At 64.7% G+C, this 18,991-nt stretch carries 17 protein-coding genes; 6 read left to right on the top strand and 11 right to left on the bottom strand.

The window, feature by feature from the left end:
• Positions 1-52 precede the first annotated feature (52 nt).
• The 10 genes from J5J83_RS04190 to J5J83_RS04145 all read right to left on the bottom strand — a co-directional run bounded on the left by J5J83_RS04190 (position 53) and on the right by J5J83_RS04145 (position 11,685).
• Positions 53-1,348 carry a porin gene (locus J5J83_RS04190; protein WP_212345795.1) on the bottom strand — a complete coding sequence of 432 codons (1,296 nt, stop codon included), beginning with the start codon at positions 1,346-1,348 and terminating at the stop codon, positions 53-55.
• 226 nt (positions 1,349-1,574) lie between these two features.
• Positions 1,575-1,994: an acyl-CoA thioesterase gene (locus J5J83_RS04185; protein WP_212345792.1), complete on the bottom strand. Its 420-nt coding sequence runs from the start codon at positions 1,992-1,994 to the stop codon at positions 1,575-1,577.
• Between the two features lie 3 nt (positions 1,995-1,997).
• Entirely contained in the window at positions 1,998-2,765 is a 768-nt protein-coding gene (locus J5J83_RS04180) for a 3-hydroxyacyl-CoA dehydrogenase (RefSeq protein WP_212345789.1), read from the bottom strand.
• A 12-nt stretch (positions 2,766-2,777) separates the two neighbouring features.
• A complete protein-coding gene (locus tag J5J83_RS04175; protein ID WP_212345787.1) occupies positions 2,778-4,040 on the bottom strand; it encodes a thiolase family protein in 1,263 nt (420 codons plus the stop codon).
• Positions 4,037-4,807, bottom strand: a complete 771-nt coding sequence (locus tag J5J83_RS04170; RefSeq protein ID WP_212345785.1) for a crotonase/enoyl-CoA hydratase family protein — start codon at positions 4,805-4,807, stop codon at positions 4,037-4,039. The genes J5J83_RS04175 and J5J83_RS04170 overlap by 4 nt, the downstream gene beginning before the upstream one ends.
• A 15-nt stretch (positions 4,808-4,822) precedes the next feature.
• Positions 4,823-6,700: a feruloyl-CoA synthase gene (locus J5J83_RS04165; RefSeq protein ID WP_249115609.1), complete on the bottom strand. Its 1,878-nt coding sequence runs from the start codon at positions 6,698-6,700 to the stop codon at positions 4,823-4,825.
• Positions 6,701-6,711: 11 nt separating this feature from the next.
• Positions 6,712-7,854: an ABC transporter substrate-binding protein gene (locus J5J83_RS04160; protein ID WP_212345783.1), complete on the bottom strand. Its 1,143-nt coding sequence runs from the start codon at positions 7,852-7,854 to the stop codon at positions 6,712-6,714.
• Between the two features lie 167 nt (positions 7,855-8,021).
• On the bottom strand, positions 8,022-8,780 hold the full coding sequence (locus tag J5J83_RS04155) for an ABC transporter ATP-binding protein (RefSeq protein ID WP_212345781.1): 759 nt from the start codon (positions 8,778-8,780) through the stop codon (positions 8,022-8,024).
• A complete protein-coding gene (locus J5J83_RS04150; protein ID WP_212352796.1) occupies positions 8,777-10,594 on the bottom strand; it encodes a branched-chain amino acid ABC transporter ATP-binding protein/permease in 1,818 nt (605 codons plus the stop codon). Before J5J83_RS04150 ends, J5J83_RS04155 begins: the two co-directional genes overlap by 4 nt.
• Before the next feature lie 53 nt (positions 10,595-10,647).
• Positions 10,648-11,685, bottom strand: coding sequence for a branched-chain amino acid ABC transporter permease (locus tag J5J83_RS04145; protein ID WP_212345779.1), 1,038 nt, complete (start codon positions 11,683-11,685; stop codon positions 10,648-10,650).
• Between the two features lie 364 nt (positions 11,686-12,049).
• Between J5J83_RS04145 and J5J83_RS04140 the strand changes: the two genes are divergently transcribed.
• The gene (locus J5J83_RS04140) at positions 12,050-12,871 is read left to right on the top strand and encodes a TetR/AcrR family transcriptional regulator (protein WP_249115875.1); all 822 of its coding nucleotides are present in this window, start codon (positions 12,050-12,052) and stop codon (positions 12,869-12,871) included.
• Between the two features lie 4 nt (positions 12,872-12,875).
• On the opposite strand, the gene J5J83_RS04135 is transcribed toward J5J83_RS04140, so the two are convergent.
• Positions 12,876-13,802 (bottom strand): LysR family transcriptional regulator, encoded by a 927-nt coding sequence (locus J5J83_RS04135; RefSeq protein WP_212345774.1) that lies wholly within the window; start codon positions 13,800-13,802, stop codon positions 12,876-12,878.
• A 160-nt stretch (positions 13,803-13,962) separates the two neighbouring features.
• Here J5J83_RS04135 and J5J83_RS04130 point away from each other — a divergent pair, with 160 nt between their 5' ends.
• From J5J83_RS04130 to J5J83_RS04110, 5 genes are all read left to right on the top strand, one after another.
• Positions 13,963-15,003: a cupin domain-containing protein gene (locus J5J83_RS04130; RefSeq protein WP_212345771.1), complete on the top strand. Its 1,041-nt coding sequence runs from the start codon at positions 13,963-13,965 to the stop codon at positions 15,001-15,003.
• Between the two features lie 129 nt (positions 15,004-15,132).
• On the top strand, positions 15,133-15,843 hold the full coding sequence (locus J5J83_RS04125) for a fumarylacetoacetate hydrolase family protein (protein WP_212345768.1): 711 nt from the start codon (positions 15,133-15,135) through the stop codon (positions 15,841-15,843).
• 33 nt (positions 15,844-15,876) lie between these two features.
• The gene (locus J5J83_RS04120) at positions 15,877-17,070 is read left to right on the top strand and encodes a 3-hydroxybenzoate 6-monooxygenase (protein WP_212345766.1); all 1,194 of its coding nucleotides are present in this window, start codon (positions 15,877-15,879) and stop codon (positions 17,068-17,070) included.
• 90 nt (positions 17,071-17,160) lie between these two features.
• Positions 17,161-17,811, top strand: coding sequence for a maleylacetoacetate isomerase (maiA, locus tag J5J83_RS04115; RefSeq protein WP_212345763.1), 651 nt, complete (start codon positions 17,161-17,163; stop codon positions 17,809-17,811).
• 74 nt (positions 17,812-17,885) lie between these two features.
• The gene (locus J5J83_RS04110) at positions 17,886-18,875 is read left to right on the top strand and encodes a TRAP transporter substrate-binding protein (RefSeq protein WP_212345761.1); all 990 of its coding nucleotides are present in this window, start codon (positions 17,886-17,888) and stop codon (positions 18,873-18,875) included.
• The last annotated feature ends 116 nt before the right edge of the window (positions 18,876-18,991 follow it).

Genomic DNA, 18,991 nt, shown 5'->3' with positions numbered 1-18,991 from the left:
TTGAAAACGTGAAGGTGGCCGCTTGCCACCTTCACGCACTTGCAGGGCAGAATCAGAACATGTAACGCAGGCCGACCATCGTCGCCGTCTGCGAATTGCCCGCTGCCGGCGCAATGCCCGCCCCCACCGATACCTGGTAGGCGGCCTTGTCGCTGTTGGTGATATGGCCCAGTTGCAGGTAGGCGGTCAGGCTGGTGTCGAGCGCATACAGGCCACGCAACACCCACAGCGTCGCATCGCGATCCTGATCGTCGTTGGTGACACGATAGATGCCGCCGTCCACGGTCAGCTTCGGCATGACGGGCCAGGCGCCGTTGATGTAGTAGATGTTCGACTCGATATCGTTGGCCTGGCTGTCGAGTTTGCGGCCGAGCCACCCTGCCCCGACCTTGCCGCCGGCGATCTTGACCGAGCCGCCGATGGTCATGCGCGTATCGGTGTCACCGGAGCGGGAGAAGTCCACCGGCGCCGCGCCGTTGAAGAAGTAGGCCTTCGCCCCGCCGCCGCCGCGCTGTTCGTCGATGCCGGCACCGAAGGCAAAGCGTTCGTCGTCATAGCGGACCATTGCCGACCAGCCGCGGCAAGCCTGTGCATCGCCGACCGTTTCTCCTGCGCAGGTGCCGGAGGCAGGTGCGCCGCCGGCGGTGTCGCGGCCGGTGCTGTAGGTCAGGCCGAGCGACACTTTGTCGAGCTTGGTACGCCAAGCAACCGAGTTGTCGAAGCGGGCATTGGGGAGGTAGGAATCGAGCGAGCCCAGGGCATAGATGTTGGGGCCGAGGAAGTCCGCCACGCCCAAGGCGCCGAGCAGCATCGAATACTGGCGGCCGAAGGTGAAACTGCCGTAGGGCGTATCGAGGCCTGCCCACAGTTGGCGGCCGAACAGTCGTCCTGCCTGACCCTGGGTGCCGTCGTCGAGATTGAAGCCGGCTTCGGCGGTGGCGATCACCTTGTAGCCGGGGGCGAATTCCTTCGATGCCTTCACCCCGACGCGTGAGGCCACGGTACCGGTGATGCTGGGCAGGCGGGTCACACTGTTCTTGTCCGCACCGATGCCGCTGATGTGTTCCACACCGCCGTCGAGCACACCGTAAAAGCTTACCGTGGGCGCATTGCTGCCGGCGCCGGCGACCTGTCGGGCGCCCGCAGCGGGGGCCGCAGCCTTTTCTGCCTTCTCGGCCTTGCGCTCGGCGAGCATCTGCTCGATCAGCGCGCGTTGTGCGGCCAGTTCCTTCTTCAGCATCTCGATCTCGCTGTCGGCGAATGCCGGCAATGATGCGCCCAGTCCGATGCTTGCCGCGAGTGCAATGGCCATCGGCCGGAAGGCTGCCCACTTTGGTGTTTTCATCATGTCTCCTGTCTCCTTGTTTTGACGGTGCTGCTGCATTGCGCCTGCCGAAGGCGAGGCATGCGCGTCGAAATGCCCGCGCATTCCGGAATTGGGCACAAGTCGGCCCCATGCAGCGCGGATTCGCCTGCATCGGGCTGGGCTTGCGCCCTTCTGGATCGTGTGGGAGCCGGTGCGTGGTGAATGGCCCCCGTTTGGCCTTGCCGGGTTCAGTCCCGACGGCCGGGCATCAGGCGCACATGGCGCGATAGTCCTCGGGTGCGGTCACTGCCTTGATGCGCAGTGGATTCTCCGGGTCCTGGATCGCGAACACGCGGACCTCGCGCCCCTCGCACAGCACGGTGTCTCCACGGCGCGCCACATGGCGCATGACGAAACTCTTGCCGCGCCATTCCTCCACCGACGATTCGATTTCGATGTCTTCTCCATAGGTGGCGGAGTTCAGGAATTTCGCCTGTGCGTCGACCAGCGGCGTGCCGATGATGCCGCGCTCGGCCAGCGTGTCGCGCCAACTCGGCACGCCGCAGGCGGTGAAGAACTCGCGGCTCGAGGTGTCGAACCACTTGAAATAGTTGGCGAAGAAGACGATCTGCGCCGGGTCGCAGTCCGAGAACGCAATGCGCATGCGAAAGATGTTCGAGCGGGACATGGCTTACCTCGGGGCCAGGCGGATGGCGCCGTCGAGACGGATGGTCTCGCCGTTGAGCATGACGTTGCCGATGATCGACAGCACCAGCTTCGCGTATTCATCCGGCTGCCCCAGACGTTGCGGGAAGGGGACGGATTCGCCGAGTGATTTCTGCACGTCGGGCGGCAGCGTGTGCATCATCGGGGTAAGGAAGAGCCCCGGTGCGATGGTGCACACCCGAATGCCGGATCGGGCCAGCTCACGCGCGATGGGCAAGGTCATCGACACGATGCCGCCCTTCGAGGCCGCATACGCCGCCTGGCCGATCTGGCCGTCGTAGGCGGCAACCGAGGCGGTGTTGACGATCACGCCGCGTTCGCCGTCGGCGCCCGGCTCGCCCCTGGCCATCGCCTCGGCAGCGATGCGGATCATGTTGAAGGTGCCGATCAGGTTGACCTGGATGGAGCGGCTGAAGGCCTCGAGCGGCATCGGCCCCTCCTTGCCCAGCACGCGTGCGGCGTTGCCGATGCCCGCGCAGTTGACCAGGCCATGCAAGGCGCCGAAACGGGTCAGGGCGAGATCCACCGCCGCCCTTGCGTCGCCTTCATCGGCCACATTGGTGCGTGCAAAAGCTGCGCGGCTGCCGAGCTCGGCAGCCAGCGCCTCACCGGCGTCGGCGTTGAGATCGGCGATGACGACACTGGCGCCGCCGGCATGCAGTGCGCGCACGGTGGCGGCACCGAGTCCGGAGGCGCCGCCGGTCACCAGGAAGCTATGGCTTTCGGTTTTCATGGATGCGATTCCTCAGACGTTTTCGAGCACGACCGCCACGCCTTGCCCGCCGCCGGCACACGCCGACGACACCCCGTACTGCACGCCGTCGGCCTTCATCTGGCGGGCGACGGTGTGGGTCAGGCGCACGCCCGATGCCCCCAGCGGGTGGCCGATGGCAATGGCACCGCCGCGACTGTTGGCGCGCTCGGTGTCGAAGTCCAGCTCACGCTGGCAGGCAAGGAACTGGGCGCCGAAGGCCTCGTTGATCTCGATACGGCCGAGATCGCCGACCGTGATGCCGCACCTTGCGGCCGCGGCCCGGATGGCCGGCGCCGGACCGATGCCCATGATCTCGGGCGGCACGGCGACGGCGGCGCCGCCGACGATACGGGCCAGGGGCTTGAGGCCGTTGGCCCGTACCCAGTCGCCGCGGGCGACGATCACCGCCGCCGCGCCGTCGACGATGGCCGAGCTGTTGCCGCCGGTCTGTACGCCGCCGAATGCGGGCTTGAGCTTTTGCAGGGTGTCGAAGCTGGTGGGGCGCACATGGCCATCGCGCTCGAAGCGTTCCGCACGATCGGCCAGCTTGATGGCACGGGGCTGGTAGCCGTCGAGTTCCCACTTTTCATTGGTGACGGCGGAGACTTCATCTGCGTACCAGCCCGCTTCCCACGCCGCGCAGCCGCGTTCGAAACTCAGTGCGGCGAAGCGGTCCACCTCTTCGCGGCTGATGCCGTAACGCCTGGCAAGATTCTCGGCGGTGTCCCCCATGCCGATGCCCGGTGCGGTGTCCTTCGTCGCTTCCCACAGGAAGTCGCGAAAATCCACCTGCCCCATGCGAAAGCCGGCGCGGTGGGTATAGGCCGCCACCGGGTTGCGCGACATGGATTCGGCACCCACGGCGAGCACCACGCTGGCCTTGCCCAGGGTGATCTGGTCGGCCGCGGTGAGAATGGTCTCGAAACCGGTGCAGCACAGGCGTTGCACCAGCAAGGCCGGTGCATTCGAATTGACCCCGGAATACAGGCCGATGTGGCGCGGCAGAAAGTAGGCGTCGAAACTCGACTGCGCCATGTTGCCCGCGATGATCGCATTGACCTCGCCAGCGGGAATGCCGCTTGTCGAAAACAGCGAGCGTGCCGCGGCGATGCCGAGATCGGTGGCGGAGGCATCGCGCAGCGGTCCGTTGTAGTCCGCGAACGGCGTACGCTGGCCGGCGACCAGCCAGATGTCGTCATAAGTGGCAGAGAGGGCCGCCGCTTCGGATGCGGCAAAAGCGTGGGTGCTGGTCATGTGCGGGGTCCTTGTCCTTTGCGTTTGAGAAATTCGCCGATGCGTCCGACGACTTCGGGGCTGGTCTGAGTCAGGGCGGCGGTGAGCGACTCGACGAACAGGCCGTCCTCGCTGCTCATGTTGTCGATGCGATTGATCGCGGTGCACATCGCCCAGTTGGCCATCGGCGCATTCTCGGCAACCCGCTCGGCGAGCTGACGCGCCTTCGCCATCGCCTCGCCCTTGCCCACCTGGTAGTGCGACAGGCCCAGCCGGTAGCCTTCTTCGGCGTCGATGACGCGGCCGGTCAGCATCATTTCGCACATCCGCCCCGGACCGATGATGCGTGCGACCCGCAGCGAAGCACCGCCCCCGACGAAGATGCCGTGGCGCCCCTCGGGAAGCTGGTAGATGGTGTCCGGCTCGGCCACGCGGATGTGCGTCGCGGTGGCCAGTTCGAGGCCGCCGCCGATGACAGCGCCATGCAAGGCCGCAATCACCGGGATGCCGCCGTTCTCGATGCGATCGAAGATGCGGTGCCAGCCGCGGGAGTGCTGCATGACGCCGAAGGGGTCGCGGTGCTGATGTTCGGCCAGATCCAGGCCGGCGCAGAAATGATCGCCCTCCCCGGCCAGGATGATCGCCCGGGTGCCCTCCGGGGTGGCCATGAAGGCGGCTTCCAACGCGGCCAGCAGTCGATCGCTCACGGCGTTGCGCTTGGCCGGCCGGGCCAGCGTGATGGTGTAGATCTGGCCGTCTTGCGCGGTTTTGACGAGTTGCTCGGTCATGTTTGTTTCCTTGGTTCAGACGACGCCGTGTACGGTGATGACCGTCTTGTCCAGCAGGTCGGCATACAGGTATTCGACGAGATCGGCGCGGCGATTCAGCACCGCGCGCTGGTTGATGTAGCCCTTGTCGGTGATTTCGCCGCCTTCGACCGATGGCGGTTCCGCCAGCAGCAGGGCGCGCGTGGCATAGGTCGAACTGCCGCCGCCTTGCTGCTTCAGTGCCTGCAGGCCCGCCCTGACCTGGTTGACCACGGCCGGACTCGAGAGCACCTGCTCGACGGGGGCGTCGGCGGGCAGACCGGGACAGAGGGTGCGGCACTCGGGGATGTTGGGAAAGACCAGGAAGCCGATTTCGTCCCGATCGTGGCCGGTGACCACGATGTCCTGGGCCACCGGCTTCATCGCGTCGATCCCGCTCACCCGCAGCGATCCGACGTGCACCCAGGTGCCGGTGAGCAGCTTGAAGTCCTCACCGACACGGCCGTCGAACAGCAGGCCGAGTGTCGGCTGGGCCACATCGACGAACTCGACCGCGTCGCCGATCAGGTAGTAACCCTCGTCGTCGAAGGATTTGGCGGTGATGTCCGGCTGACGCCAGTAACCCGGAAAGACGTTGGGGCCCTTGACCCGCACTTCCATCTTGTCGGCCGACGGGACGAGCTTGAGCGCCGTGCCCGGCACCGGCAGTCCGATGACGCCCGGACGGCGGGCGCGGAAATGGCAGTCGGTCGCCATCGGCGCGGTTTCGGTGGCGCCCCAGGACGACACCAGCAGCACCTTCCTGCCGGTCGACTCGAAGGACAGATCCTCGAGCGCGGTCCACAAGTGGTGGGGCAAGGCGGCCCCCGCGTTGAAGATGAACTTGAGCCGGCGGAAGAAGTTGTCGCGCAGTTGCTTGTCCTCGCGCAGCAGCGGCACCAGCATGTCGTAGGCGCGCGGGACGTTGAAATACACCGTCGGCGAGATTTCCTTGAGATTGCTCACCGTCTTGTCGAGGCCTGCCGGCGTCGGCTTGCCTTCGTCGATATGGATGGTTCCGCCCCAGCGCAGCACCATGTTGAAGTTGTGGTTGCTGCCGAAGGTGTGGCTCCAGGGCAGCCAATCGACCAGCACCGGCGGCTCCTCGGCGAGGAAGGGCCACATCAGTTCCTTGGCCTTCTGGTTGGAGCACATCATGCGCTGGGTATTGATGACAGCCTTTGGCGTGCCCACCGACCCGGAGGTAAACAGAAACTTGCCGATCGTATCGGGGGTGATGCGGTTGAACGCCGACATGACGGCGACTTCATCCGTACGGGTCTCGAGCTCGGCGAAGGGGACCGAACCCGGCACCGTGCCGCTGATTCCACCGGCCACGACCACGCCGCTGTGCAGCCCGGCAACCGCTTCGATGGCAGGCATGTAGCGCTCGAGCGGATCCGCATAGATCACGCCGGGGCGCAGCAGCTCGATATTGCCCTTGAGCTTCCCGTGATCCTTCGACATCAGTGAGTTGCCCGGCGAGATCGAGCATGCGGGCACGCCGATGTGCATGGCGGCCAGCATCAGCAAGGCATGTTCAATCGAGTTGTCGGACAGGATCGCGACCGGCCGCTCGGGCGACAGGTTCTGACCCAGCAGCCAGGTGGCAATCGCCACCACCCGCTGCCGGGCCGCACCGTAGGTGAGGCGGACCCATTCGCCCGAGGCATCACGCTGGGCGAGAAACAGGCGCTCCGGTTCGGTGCGCGCCCAGTGCTCAAGCCATTCGCCAACGCAGCGCGCATAGTTCTCGGGCAGATTGATGCCGGAACGCAGAATGCGCGTGCCGTCAGCGCGAGCTTCGATCAGCAGGACGGGATCGACGAACATCTTCGTGTTGTCGGCGATCATGTCCGGAGTACCTGTTGCCATCACCCTGCTCCTCAGTTTGCGATCAGCTTGTAGCCGCCGTTTTCCACCCGGATCAGCACCCGGCCGCGGTCGTCCATGCCGAAATGGTCGGTCGGCGTCATGTTGAAGACGCCATGAACGCCAACGACGTCCTTTGCCCCCTCGATCGCGTCACGCAGCGCGGCGCGAAATTCGCTCGTCCCCGGCTTTGCCTTTTTCAGTGCAACCGGCACCGCTGCCTGCAGCAGCGAACCCGCATCGTGGACATGTCCGGCGAAGGACGAGAACGTGCCGGCGCCGTACTTTTCCTCGTAGGCCTTGACGAAGGCCTGACCGGGCTTCTTCGACGGATGGCTGTCGGGGATCTGGTCCACGACCACGACCGGACCGATGGGCATGATCGCGCCGTCGGCCGCCTTGCCTGCAACCTTGAGGAAGGCCGGATTGGCGGCTGCATGGGTCTGGTAGATCTGGCCCTTGTAGCCACGCTCGACCAGCGCCGTCTGCGGCAGGGCCGCCGGGCTGCCGGAGGCGACCACGAGGACGGCATCGGGCTGCGAACTGACGATCTTCAGGACCTGGCCGCTGACCGAGGTATCGGTGCGATTGAAGCGCTCGACCGTGGTGAACTTGATTCCGGCCGCTTCGAGCATCGGCTTCATGGCCACGAGCCAGTCTTCGCCATAAGCGTCCGAATAACCGAGGAAGCCGACGGTCTTGACCCCCTTGGCCTTCATGTGCGCAACCACCGCGCTGGCCATCACGTTCACATGCTGTGGCGTGCGGAATACCCAGCGGTCCTTCTCCGGCGGCAGGTTGGCCGGCGCGATCGCGATCTGCGGGGTCTGGCTCTCGACTGCCACTTCCGCAATCGCCAGCGACGTGGGGGTCACCGATGAGCCGAGCAGGATGTCGACCTTGTCCTCGGTGGTGAGCTTGCGTGCATTCTTGGTCGCGGCAGACGGGTCGGTTGCGTCGTCGAGCAGCATGTAGTTGATCTTCTCGCCGCCGATCTCGGCAGGCAGCAAGGCGACCGCGTTCTTCTCCGGAATGCCGAGCGCCGCACCCGGGCCGGTGGAGCTCAGGGACACGCCGACATTGATGTCGGCAAGCGCCGCCTGGCTGGCGAACAGCGCAGCGGTGGAACACAACAATGCAAGTTTCTTCATTTTCATGATTTCTCCTTCGACTCCTCTGGTTTCATTTTCCGCCCATGTTCCCCAAGGTTCATGTCGGATACCGGCCCGGGCGTTAGGCACCCTTGTCGTGGCCTCCTGCTTTGCACTTCTCACTTCTTACTCCCAGCCATCCCGTTTTCCGGACCGGCTGTCTGCTGCTTCATTCAGCTTGCCAGCATGTCCTGATGCTTGCCCCCCAGACCGAGATAGGCTTCGATGACGCGCGGATCGTCCCGCAGCGCATGCGCGGGGCCCTGCATGGCGATTGCGCCGGTCTCGAGGACATAGGCGTAATCGGCAACGGCAAGTGCGGCGCGGGCGTTCTGCTCGACGAGCAGAATCGACACGCCGGTCTTGCGCAATTCGGCGATGATGCGAAAGATCTCGCGGGTAATGAGCGGCGCCAGTCCCAAACTGGGTTCGTCGAGCATCAACAGCTTTGGCTTGCCCATCAGGGCGCGGCCCACCGCCAGCATCTGGCGCTCGCCGCCCGACAGTGTGCCGGCCTGCTGGGCGCGGCGCTCGCGCAGGCGCGGAAACAGCGTGAAGACTTCCTCCATGGTCTGCGCGTGGTCGCGCTTGCCCATGCGATAGCGCTGAAAGGCGCCGAGCACGAGGTTGTCCTCGACGCTCATCTCGCCAAACAGTTCGCGCTTCTCGGGCACCAGGCTCATGCCGCTGGCGACCATGCGCTCGACTTCGGGGCTGACCTCGACACTGCCGTCGAAGGCGACCTGGCCGCGTGAAGCCAGCAGTCCGATGATGGCCGACAGCATGGTGGTCTTGCCTGCGCCGTTGGGTCCGATCACGGTGACGATCTGCCCCTCGCCGACGCGGATGTTGGCGTCGGTGAGCGCCTCGACCTTGCCGTAGGCCACACAGAGGTCGCGCACTTCAAGCACCGGGTTGTCGATCGAGTTCATTCCACGCCTCCGAGATAGGCTTCAAGCACGGCCGGATTCTTCTGCACGTCTTCGGGCAGACCCTCGGCGATCTTCTGGCCGAACTCCATCACCACCACGCGATCCACCAGGCCCATGACGAAGTCCATGTCGTGCTCGACCAGCAGGATCGCCATGCCTTCGGCGCGCAGTTTCCTGAGCAGGTCGCCAAGCGTCTGCTTCTCCTTCAGGCGCAATCCCGCGGCAGGCTCGTCGAGCAGCAGCAGACATGGATCGGAAGCCAGCGCACGCGCGATTTCCAGGATGCGCTGCTGCCCCAAAGCGAGCGAGCCGGCTTCGTCGTGCATGTGCGAGCCCAGCCCGACACGCTCGATCTGGCGCGCGGCCTCGGCCAGCAAGCGGGCCTCCTCGGCACGATCGAGACGCCAGGCGGACGGAATCACCCCCCGATTGCCGCGAAGGTGGGCCCCGATGGCGACGTTCTCGAGCACGCTCATCTTCGGCAGCAGCTTGACGTGCTGGAAGGTGCGGCTCATACCCAGATGCGCAATCTCGCGCGATTCATGACCGGCGATAGACTTGCCGCGGAACAGCACCTCACCGGAGGTCGGGGTATCGACGCCGGACAGCTGATTGAACATGGTGCTCTTGCCGGCGCCATTGGGGCCGATCAGCGCCAGGATCTCACCCGCCTCGACATGCAGGCTCATGTCGTTGTTGGCGACCAGTCCGCCGAACCTGCGCGTGACATTGCGCGCTTCGAGGATGACCTCGCCCCGGGTCGGCATCTCGCGCCGGGGCAGCGCTGCGGCGGCATGATCGATCTCGATCTGGTTGCCGCGCACCGGCACCAGGCGGGCCAGCCACGGCCAGATCCCGTCGCGGGCGCGATGCAGGATGAGCACCATCAGCAGGCCGAAGACGATGACCTCGAAGTTTCCGGTGGCACCCAGCACTGCCGGCAGCACGTCCTGCAGCCACTGCTTCATGATGGTGATGGCGCCTGCGCCGACGATCGCCCCCCACACTTGCCCGGCCCCACCGACCACGGCCATGAACAGGTACTCGATGCCGATATGCACGCCGAACGGTGTCGGGTTCACGAAGCGCTGCATGTGGGCGTAGAGCCAGCCCGAGGCGGCGGCGTGCAGCGCGGCGATGACGAAGATGATCATGCGTGAGCGCGAGGTGTTCACCCCCATCGCTTCGGCCATCACCATGCCGCCCTTGAGCGCGCGGATCGCCCTGCCCTCGCGGGAATCGAGCAGATTCTGCGTCGTCAGCGCGGCGGCGAGAAGGAAGATCCAGATCAGGTAATAGATCTCGTGGCCCTCGTCGAGCTGCCAGCCGAAGATCGAGATCGGCGGAATGCCGCTCATGCCGGTGTGGCCGCCGAGGATATCCATGGTGCCGAACAGGAAGTACAGCGAGATTCCCCAGGCAATGGTGCCCAGTGGCAGGAAGTGACCGGACAGGCGCAAGGTCAGCGAACCGACCAGCAGCGCGACCAGTGCGGTAATGAGCAGCCCGACGCCGAGCGCCAGCCACGGCGAGCCGCCGGCCCAGGCCAGCCAGCCCGGCAAGTCGGTCGATGTGGTCAGCACGGCCGTGGTATAGGCGCCGAGGCCGACAAAAGCGGCCTGCCCGAAACTGGTCAGGCCACCGACGCCGGTAAGCAGGACCAGACCCAGCGCAACCATCGCATACAGCCCGATATAGTTGAGCAGCGTGACGTAGAACTCGGGCAGCACCAGCGGCACGACTGCGATGAGCACGAGGAAGGCAGCGAGCACCTGGCGCGGGGTGAAGCAGCGAAAACGGCCATCGAGCGTCATCGAAGGCGCTGGCAGCGGCGCGACGAGGGGGCGGGAGTCGGTTTGGCGCATGTTCATTCCTCCTCGTCGACGTGGTGACGATTCAGGGACTGCCACAGGAGGACCGGAATGATCAGCGTAAACACGATCACTTCCTTGTAGGCACTGGCCCAGAATGAAGAAAAGGATTCGAGAAAGCCCACCAGCAAGGCACCTGCGGCCGCGAGCGGATAGGACGCCAGGCCGCCGATGATGGCCGCAACAAAGCCCTTCAGCCCGATCAGGAAGCCGGTGTCGTAGTAGATCGTGGTCACCGGTGCGATCAACACCCCGGACAGGACCCCGATCAGGGCCGCGAGCAGGAAGGTGAGCTTGCCGGCGAACACCGGCGAGAAGCCCATCAGCCGGGCGCCGTTGCGATTGATCGCGGTGGCACGCAGGGCCTTGCCATAGATGGTGCGGTCAAAGAACAGGTAGAGCGCGACGATCAGCAGTGCCGATACCAGCACAACCCAGATCTGCTGACCATTGATCAGGATCGACCCGAACTCGAAACGGGCATCCGAAAATGGCGGGGTGCGCACGCCCTCCGCCCCGAAGAACAGCAGGCCGAGGCCCACCATCATCACATGCAGCGCCACCGAGACGATCAGCAGGATTAGTACCGATGCCTCGGCAATGGGCTGGTAGGCAAGTCGATACAGCATGGGTCCGAGCGGGACCACGATCGCCAGCGTCAGCGCGACCTGGACCAGAACCGGCAGGTTCGCGGGCGAAAAGGCGAACAGCAGCGCGGCAAGGAGCAAGGGATATCCGAGATTTGCGGCGAGCACCGCGACCAGTTTCCGGCCGTCGTTCCGTGCGAGTGCGGTACGACCGTCCAGCACGGCCACACAGGCCCCGCACGCCAGCAGCAGCCACAAGGTCGCCGGCGCGTTGCCGGTTTGCAGTGCCGCCAGGCTGAGCGCGCCAAAGGCGACAAACTCACCCTGCGGAATGAAGATGACCCGCGTCACTGCGAACACCAGCACCAGCGCCAGTGCCAGCAGGGCGTAGATCGCACCTGTGGTGATGCCATCCTGCCCGAGCAGGATCGCGATTTGTAAATCCATCTTGTCTCCACCTTCGTCCGGTCCGGATGAATCCGTTGTCCTGGGGGCGCATTGGCGGCGGATCGATCCGCTCTGTCTTGCGCTTCGTCACTCACGCGACGATGGTGCAAAGATAGACGCGATAAACTAACTTGTCAAACACCTGACCAAAGAAGCTAAGATAAATTTCGTGAGCCGTGTGATTCGCTGCCGCCGAGGCCAGGAATGCCGGCGCACTGCTAAGCGGCCACGAGCCCGGCTATCATTGGGCACGCGCACACATCCGACTCCATGCAGGAAGCAAGAAGCAATGAACCAGCAGTCGAACGACGAAGGCTCCGGCATCGAAGCCGCCATCCTCCAGCTCGCACGGACAGAGCCGACCATGGGGCAAGCCGCCGTTGCCGAACGCCTGCGCGCGAGCGGTGTCCGAATCTCGCCATCCGGTGTGCGCTATATCTGGCAACGTCATGGACTGGAAACCGCGGTCAAGCGTCTGCAGGCGCTCGCCGATGACGGCGCGGACGCCTTGACGCCGGATCAGCAACGCCTGCTCGAGCGCGGGCAACTGAGCGCGCGTCTGGCGCAGGTCAAGGTGGCGGGTGACGCGACCCCGGGCAAGACGTCGGCAACCGGCGCGGAAGGAGAAGGACTGAGCCGCCACGAATTGATCCTGCATGTGGCGGCCGAACGTTTTGCCGCACACGGATACGACCGCACCTCGATTCGGGATATCGCGCGCAGTGTCGGGCTGTTGCCGGGCTCGGTATACCATCACTTCCCGGCCAAGGAGGACTTGTACCTCGCCATCCACCGTGAGGGCTTCAGGCGTGTGCTCGAGCGTGTGAAGGCTGCGGCGGCAGAAGGTAGCGATCCATGGGACAGCCTGCGCAGGGCGTGCCAGGTGCACGTCGCCGGCATGGTCGAGGGCTCTCCCGTCGATCGCATCACGGGCCACAGCCTGGCGATGATCGGCGACCATACCCTCTACGACAAGATCATCGATGCGCGGCGCGCCTACGAACAGGTCTTCCGCGACCTCGTTGCGGCCTTGCCGCTGGCCCCGGGTGTTGACAGGGCGCTGCTGCGCCTGACACTGCTTGGCGCGATGAACTGGGTTTCGGTCTGGTTCAACGAAGGCAAGCGCAGTCCTCAGGAAATTGCCGATGTCATGGTCGAGATGCTGAAAAAAGGCGTCGCCGGCTAATCCGTCAGGCCGCCCCCGCGGCGGCAGTGTCGGACCACGAATCGCCGAGCAGGTCGTGAATCACCCCCCGCAGCCATCGACTGCCCGGGTCATGATGATAGCGCTCGTGCCAATGCTGTTTGACGGCGTAGTCCGGCAGCGGAAAGGGTACCGGGTAGATGGCGAAGCGTCCGCGTCCGGCCAGCATTTCGCCCAGTCGGGACGGAATGGTCACCACCAGGTCGGTGCGTTCTGCCACGAATGCGACGCCGACGAAGTTCGGAATCCGCAAGGCGACGCGTCGCCTGATGCCCTGCCGGGCGATTTCATGGTCGATGATCAGGTGCCCGGTACCGGACGTCGTGACCACGGCGTGCTCTTCCGCTTCAAACTGCGCAAGATCCAGGCGCTCCCGAATTCTCGGGTGGTCGGCGCTGGCCAGGCAGACATAGTGCTGGTGGAACAGCGCTTGCTGGTAAAAGCCGGCGTCGAGCTGCGGCATGAAGCCCAGTGCCATATCCACCCCGCCGGACTCGAGCATCGCGCCCGTTTCACTGGTCAAGGGTGCCACGTCGATGGTCACGCCGGGCGCCACTTCGCGGATCCGCCTCAACAGCCCCGGTAGCAGCACCAGTTGGCTGATGTCGGTCATGGCGATGCGGAAGATGCGTTGCGAGACCGCCGGGTCGAAGGCCGAGCGGTGGCCGAGGGCGGCCTCGACCGCGTCGATCGCCTTGCGTACCGGTTGCACCAGCCCTTCCCCGAATGGCGTGGGCTCCATGCCGCCCGAGGTGCGAACGAACAGCGGGTCTTTGAAGTGCTCACGCAGCTTGCCCAGTGCAATGCTGACCGCGGGTTGCCCGAGTCCCAGGTTGTCCGCCGCCCGCGTCACGCTCCGGGTCTTGTAGATCTCATCGAATACGTTGAGCAGGCGGACTTCGAGCATCTGCATGGTCACTCCTTTATTCGATTATGGAATGGATTCTATTCGATCCATTGCATGGATCAAATGGTGCTGGCCGTCTAGATTTCGCCCCGAAGGCAGCAAAACATTGATCCAGATCAAAAGAACGCACCCCGGAATGGGTGGATAGAAGGAGGCAAGGTTCATCATGCAGGCACTTGGAACACTCGAAGATCTACCCGAAACCTATCGCAAGGCCCTCACCGCGCAAAACCTCGTGCCCCTGTGGCCGAGCCTGCGTGCCGTGCTCCCGCCGGGAAAACCGACGCTGCGCACCCGTCCCACCTGCTGGGAATACAAGGCGCTGCGCCCGCTGCTTCTGGAAGCCGGCGAACTGACCCCGATCGAGAAGGCGGAACGCCGCGTGCTGGTGCTGGCCAATCCGGGGCACGGCCTGGAAAAGATGCAGGCCAGCGCGTGCATGTACCTGGGCATGCAACTGTTGATGCCGAACGAATGGGCGCCGTCGCACAAACATACGCCCAACGCCGTGCGCATGATCGTCGAAGGCGAAGGGGCGTATACGACCGTCGATGGCGAGAAGTGCCCGATGAGTCGTGGCGACCTCATTCTCACCCCGACCGGGCTGTGGCACGAGCACGGTCACGACGGCAACGCGCCCGTGGTCTGGCTCGATGTCCTCGACCTGCCGCTGGTCTATTACACCGAAACCTCTTACGTAACCGAAGGCAAGGCGCAGGCCGTGACCGGCACCATGAACGAGCGTGCTTACGCGCATGGTGGCGTATTGCCGGCACCGATGTTCAGTCGCGGCAGCGATCGCCGCTACCCGATGCTGCGCTACCCGTGGGTCGATGCGCGTGCCGCACTGGTCGCCCAGGCGCAGGCCCATCCCGAGGCCGAGGCGGTTCAGGTTGCCTATGTCAATCCCGAGACCGGTGGCGACTGTCAGAACATTCTCGGCTTCTCGGCGCTGATGCTTCGCCCCGGCGAGTCGCTGCGACTGCCGGTGCGCTCGCCCGCAATGGTTTTCCACCTCATCGAAGGCGGTGCCAGTGTGGATATCGACGGAACGACTTTCTCACTCGCGCCCGCTGACACCTGCTGCGCGCCGGGCTACACGCCGGTCACGCTGAAGAACCTGTCGGCCTCCGAGCCGAGCTTCATCTTCATCGCGGACGAAACTCCGCTGCACCGAAAGCTCGGCGTATATGAAGTGAGAGCGTGAGCGAAGTACGAACCTGAGCGAAGTGCGAGCCTGAGCCGCCTCGCCCGGTCCCTGTCCCGTTTCGTGAAAAGGAAGCTTCCTGGCTGGTGCCGGGAATGCCTTCCGCAATGTCCCCTGGAGAGCCAGTCCATGTCCCAACCCGAATTCATCTGGGCGCCATCGCCCACCTACTCGCTGCCGATCGTCGGCAGCAATGCCCGCATGCCGGTCAGACGCATCTTCTGTGTCGGCCGCAACTACCACGCCCATGCCGTCGAGATGGGACGCCCCGTCGACAAGTCGACGATGAGCCCCTTCTACTTCCTGAAGGACGCCTCGACCCTGGTCGAGTCCGGTGCCACCGTGCCCTACCCCACCGGTACGTCCAACTACCACTATGAAATGGAATTGGTGGTGGCGATCGGCAAGCCCGGCTTCCGTGTCGCCGAGGCCGATGCCGACGCGCTGATTTTCGGCTATGCCGCCGGTCTCGACATGACGCGCCGCGACTTGCAGTTGGTGGCGCGGGAACAGGGACGGCCGTGGGATCTGGGCAAGAACTTCGAGAAGTCCGCGGTCTGTGCCCCGATCCTGCCGGCGACTGGCGGCGCGGCGCTCGACAAGGGTGCCATCAGTCTGCAGGTAAACGGCGAGACCCGGCAGGCGTCGGATCTGTCGATGCTGATCTGGAATGTCAGGGAAATCATTGCCGACCTGTCGAAGTTCTACCACCTCGAACCGGGCGACCTGATCTACACCGGCACCCCCGAAGGCGTTGGCGCGGTGAAGAGCGGTGACCGCATCAGCGGTCACATCGATGGCGTGGGTGAGGTCGCGCTCGTCGTTGGCGAAGCCGAGTGATCGATTCCCGATAAGAACGTAAGGAGACACAACATGAGTGAGAAACTTCCCGTCATCGTCGCCGGCGGTGGCATCGGCGGTCTTGCAGCAGCGCTTGCGCTGGTGCGGCGCGGCTTCAAGGTGCTTGTGCTGGAACAGGCCGCGGAGATCGGCGAGATCGGCGCTGGCATCCAGCTCGGCCCCAATGCCTTCCATGCCTTCGATGCCCTCGGTGTGGGTGAAAAGGCGCGCGGACGCGCGGTGTATACCGACTACATGGTGATGCACGACGCGCTCGACGAATACGAGGTCGGCAAGATTCCCACCGGTGAAGCGTTCATCAAGCGCTTCGGCAATCCCTATGCGGTGATCCACCGGGTGGACGTGCATCTGTCGCTGCTCGAGGGTGCGCAGGAAACCGGCGAGGTCGAGTTTCACACCTCGACTCATGTCGAACGCGTGGAACAGGATGACGCCGGTGTCACCGTGATCTGCAGTGGCGGCAAATCGTTTCGCGGCGCCGCACTGATTGGTGCCGACGGCGTGCGCTCGGTGGTACGCGATCAATACGTCGGCGATCCGGCGCGCGTGACCGGGCATGTGGTGTATCGGGCCGTGGTCGACAAGGCCGACTTTCCGACCGATCTGCAGTGGAACGCAGCCAGTATCTGGGTCGGCCCCAATTGCCATCTGGTCCACTACCCGCTGCGGGGCGGCGAGCAATACAACGTGGTGGTGACCTTCCACAGCCGCGGCAAGGAGGAATGGGGCGTCACCGAGGGCAGTCCGGAAGAGGTGCAAAGCTATTTCCAGGACATCTGTCCGAAAGCGCGCCAGCTCATCGACCTGCCCAAGAGCTGGAAGCGCTGGGCCACCGCCGACCGCGAGCCGATCGGGCAGTGGTCTTTCGGTCGCGTCACCCTGCTCGGCGATGCCGCCCACCCGACCACGCAATACATGGCGCAGGGGGCGTGCATGGCACTCGAAGACGCGGTCACGCTCGGCGAGGCCTTGCGCGTGCATGACAACGATTTCGCCAAGGCCTTCGATCTATACCAGCGTTCGCGCATCGCGCGCACTGCCCGCATCGTGCTGAGTTCGCGTGAAATGGGGCGCATCTACCACGCCAAGGGGGTCGAGCGCCTGGTCCGCAATGACTTGTGGCGCGGGCGCTCGGCCGAGCGCTTCTACGATGCGATGGAATGGCTGTACGGCTGGAACGTGGACAACTGCCTGGCCAGGAACTGATTCCAGCGGCATCACCCGGCACGCGCTCACCCGCTGGCTGCAGGCATGGCGTCTGTGGCCAGCGGGACACTCACAAGACCAGAGACCGTCATGAAACTGCACAACTTCTTTCGCAGTGGTACGTCCCACCGGCTGCGGATCGTATTGAACCTGAAAGGCATCGCGTATGAATACGTCGCGGTGAATCTGCGCACCGAGGAGCATCTCGGCGCCGCGTTCAAGGCCGTCAACCCGCAACAGCTGGTACCCGCGCTCGAAACCGGCGAACTGACGCTGATCCAGACCCCGGCCATCATCGAATGGCTGGAAGCGCGCTACCCCACGCCGGCGCTGCTGCCGGCCGACGACGACGGCCGCGCCCGCGTACGCGCGCTGGCAGCGATCGTCGGTTGCGATATTCATCCCTTGAACAATCGGCGCGTGCTCGAGTACCTGCGCAACACGCTCGGCTGCGACGAAGCCGCGGTGAATGTGTGGTGCGCAACCTGGATCTGCGCCGGATTCGATGCGCTCGAGGCGCTTCTCGCCGCCGATACACAGCGCGGCCGGTTCTGCCATGGCGACGCACCGACGATCGCCGATGCCTATCTCGTGCCCCAGGTCGAGAGTGCGCGCCGCTTCGGCGTCGATCTGTCTGCCTATCCCCAAATTCTCGCGGTGGATGCCGCCTGCGCGGAGCTGGATGCCTTTCGCCGCGCAGCACCGGCGGCACAACCGGATGCACCGCCACCGTCTGCCTGAATCGATTCACCACTGCAGCAAACCAGAACGCCTGTGCCATTGCGCACAAGGCAACCCATAGAGAGGAGACCTCCATGCACCGCTCGATCAAGAATACGCTGAAATCATTCGCCACCGCCGGCCTGCTTGCGCTGGGTTCGCTGAGCGCCGTCCCGGCCAGCGCCGAGATGCTCAAGCTCGGTCACATCACGCCGCCCAGTCATGTCTGGCACAAGGTATCCGAACGCATCGCCGACAATCTTGGCGAAGCCTCCGGCGGGAAGCTCAAGGTCAGCGTCAGCCCGCTGCAGAAGCTGGGCAACGAAGGCCAGATGATCAACCTGATGCAGGCAGGGGCCGTGCAGTTCGCCGTCCTGACCGCAGGCGGCCTGGCAAACCGCGAGGAATCCTTTCTCGGGTGGTCGCTGCCTTACACCTTCCGGGATGTTGCGCACGCGACCACCGCGAGCAAGACGCCAGCCGCCCAGGAAATGCTGAAGCGGCTGGAGCCACACGGCCTGGTCGGCCTGGGGTACACCTTCGCCGGCATGCGCCATGTGCTCTCGCTCGACCCGGTGAAGTCGCCTGCCGATCTGGCCAACAAGAAGATCCGTGCCTTCCCCAGCCCGATCTACAACGACTGGTGGGCCGCCAACGGCGCCGCACCCACCGCGCTGCCGCTGTCGGAGGTGGCGCCCTCGCTGACCACGCGCCTGCTCGACGCGGTGGACGTCGACCTCGATGCGCTGGTCGGACTCAAGTTCCACCAGCAGGCGCCCAATCTCACGCTGACGAACCACATGGCCTTCCCGGGCGTGATCGTGGTGTCGAAGAAATGGTGGGATACGCGCAGCGATGCCGATCGGGCGATGATTCTCAAGGCCGTGGCCGATGCAGAGCGCTGGGGCTTCCAGGAGGCCATCGCGGCCGACAAGGGCAACCTGGAAAAGGCGACCGCTGACGGCGCGAAGGTCATCGACGCCGATCTGAAGGCGTTCGAAGCGGTCGGTGGCCAGATTCGCGAGAAATACATGGCGCGCAATCCCCTCATCGCCGACTTCTACAAGCAGTCCAAAGCGCTCTGAGCGCACGCTTCGCCACACCGGACGAGCGCATGCGCCGCTCGGCCGGCGCTGGCGTACGCGATTACGCGGGACACGCCCTCGATGCGCATCGAGGCGCGGCTCCGCGCATAAGAACG

The sequence above is a fragment of the Azoarcus sp. L1K30 genome, from assembly GCF_018122735.1.
Lineage (GTDB): Bacteria > Pseudomonadota > Gammaproteobacteria > Burkholderiales > Rhodocyclaceae > Parazoarcus.
The sequence above is the reverse complement of the archived record's forward strand: the minus strand, read 5'-3'. Positions and strand labels throughout refer to the sequence as shown.